2 protein-coding genes and 1 rRNA gene are annotated in these 2,571 nt (G+C 52.3%); 2 read left to right on the plus strand and 1 reads right to left on the minus strand.

Going from position 1 to position 2,571, the window contains the following annotated elements:
• Positions 1 to 1,433 (minus strand): 16S ribosomal RNA (locus EAH74_RS32880); the annotation flags it as partial.
• A gap of 369 nt (positions 1,434 to 1,802) precedes the next feature.
• Here EAH74_RS32880 and EAH74_RS32890 point away from each other — a divergent pair.
• On the plus strand, positions 1,803 to 2,192 hold the full coding sequence (locus EAH74_RS32890) for a barstar family protein (RefSeq protein ID WP_240050604.1): 390 nt from the start codon (positions 1,803 to 1,805) through the stop codon (positions 2,190 to 2,192).
• Between the two features lie 154 nt (positions 2,193 to 2,346).
• A partial coding sequence (locus EAH74_RS32895) for a transposase (RefSeq protein WP_140684011.1) occupies positions 2,347 to 2,571 on the plus strand: 225 nt, incomplete at its 3' end.

The raw sequence follows: 2,571 nt of genomic DNA on the forward strand, positions 1-2,571 counted from the left end.
ACTTCTGGTGCAACCCACTCCCATGGTGTGACGGGCGGTGTGTACAAGGCCCGGGAACGTATTCACCGCGACATTCTGATTCGCGATTACTAGCGATTCCGACTTCACGCAGTCGAGTTGCAGACTGCGATCCGGACTACGATCGGTTTTCTGGGATTAGCTCCACCTCGCGGCTTGGCAACCCTCTGTACCGACCATTGTAGCACGTGTGTAGCCCAGGCCGTAAGGGCCATGATGACTTGACGTCATCCCCACCTTCCTCCGGTTTGTCACCGGCAGTCTCCTTAGAGTGCCCACCWTAACGTGCTGGTAACTAAGGACAAGGGTTGCGCTCGTTACGGGACTTAACCCAACATCTCACGACACGAGCTGACGACAGCCATGCAGCACCTGTCTCAATGTTCCCGAAGGCACCAATCCATCTCTGGAAAGTTCATTGGATGTCAAGGCCTGGTAAGGTTCTTCGCGTTGCTTCGAATTAAACCACATGCTCCACCGCTTGTGCGGGCCCCCGTCAATTCATTTGAGTTTTAACCTTGCGGCCGTACTCCCCAGGCGGTCAACTTAATGCGTTAGCTGCGCCACTAAGAGCTCAAGGCTCCCAACGGCTAGTTGACATCGTTTACGGCGTGGACTACCAGGGTATCTAATCCTGTTTGCTCCCCACGCTTTCGCACCTCAGTGTCAGTATCAGTCCAGGTGGTCGCCTTCGCCACTGGTGTTCCTTCCTATATCTACGCATTTCACCGCTACACAGGAAATTCCACCACCCTCTACCATACTCTAGCTTGTCAGTTTTGAATGCAGTTCCCAGGTTGAGCCCGGGGATTTCACATCCAACTTAACAAACCACCTACGCGCGCTTTACGCCCAGTAATTCCGATTAACGCTTGCACCCTCTGTATTACCGCGGCTGCTGGCACAGAGTTAGCCGGTGCTTATTCTGTCGGTAACGTCAAGACACCAACGTATTAGGTTAATGCCCTTCCTCCCAACTTAAAGTGCTTTACAATCCGAAGACCTTCTTCACACACGCGGCATGGCTGGATCAGGCTTTCGCCCATTGTCCAATATTCCCCACTGCTGCCTCCCGTAGGAGTCTGGACCGTGTCTCAGTTCCAGTGTGACTGATCATCCTCTCAGACCAGTTACGGATCGTCGCCTTGGTGAGCCATTACCTCACCAACTAGCTAATCCGACCTAGGCTCATCTGATAGCGCAAGGCCCGAAGGTCCCCTGCTTTCTCCCGTAGGACGTATGCGGTATTAGCGTCCGTTTCCGAGCGTTATCCCCCACTACCAGGCAGATTCCTAGGCATTACTCACCCGTCCGCCGCTCGCCACCAGGTACAAGTACCCGTGCTGCCGCTCGACTTGCATGTGTTAGGCCTGCCGCCAGCGTTCAATCTGAGCCATGATCAAACTCTTCAGTTCAAACATCTTTGGGTTTTTAAGAAACCCTAAACTTGGCTCAGCAATCGTTGGTTACATCTTTGATTTCTCGCGGAGTAACTTGTGATGCTGATAATCTTGTTGACTATCAGTCTGACTCCACAAGCACCCACACGAATTGCTTGATTCAGTTGTTAAAGAGCGGTTGGTTAAGAACCAAGATCCGGACCTCAGGGCAGCTCAGATCCCTGACCACGTCATCACTGAATCGCCCCTCATTTCGAAAATGCTGATTGACTACTTTTGGCTGCTCTCGGCCGGACTCGACAGGCAGGAGTCGGCCATAAATGGGCACTGGAACGTCATCTGTAGCGGATTAAGCCCTGGATTGCGCAAATATGCAGTCAGCAATTGACTTCATCTTGCGAGACCGCCATACCTGTTTTTTTCAATGTGGCGGAGGGTAATCTGACAATGGTGCGAGTGGATGCAAACCTGATAACTGACTGGCAAACATTCCACAGTGTTTTCGCAGAAAAGTTCGGCTTCCCGAGCTTCTACGGCCGCAATATGGACGCCTGGGTTGATTGCCTTTCATACCTCGATGACCCCAGTGCAGAAATGTCGTCTATCCATGTTCAAAGCGGACAACCGCTTTCATTGGTCATCGACAATGCCCAGAATTTCAAGCGTCGCTGTCCTGAACAATTTGAAGCGCTTGTGGAATGCGCAGCTTTTGTGAACTGGCGAGTGGTCGTTGCTGGCGGCACCCCACTCCTGTCGCTTGCTTTCAATGTTTAAGTGCTCGCCCACATCAATCGACAGGGGTGTTATCACCGACTGCGACAAGGTGAAAGTTGACCGTCCTGACAGGCTGCTTCTGGCCCAGAGTGTGTAAAAACTCTTTCGCAAACCCTTGCTATGATTTCTGAGGATTTCATCGCAAGGATCGCCCATGAAGCGCTTTATCCAAGGTGAACATCGAGGCCAAAGCACCTTCCTTCCAGAGAGCCTCGACGATTACGTCACGGATACCAATCCGGTGCGCGTAGTCGACGTCTTTGTCGACGAACTTGACCTGGTCAAACTGGGTTTTGAAGGCGCCATACCGGCAGATACTGGCCGGCCGGCTTACCATCCCGCTGTCCTGCTGAAGATCTACATCTACGGCTATCTGAAC

This window comes from Pseudomonas mandelii, from assembly GCF_006438925.1.
Lineage (GTDB): Bacteria > Pseudomonadota > Gammaproteobacteria > Pseudomonadales > Pseudomonadaceae > Aquipseudomonas > Aquipseudomonas mandelii_C.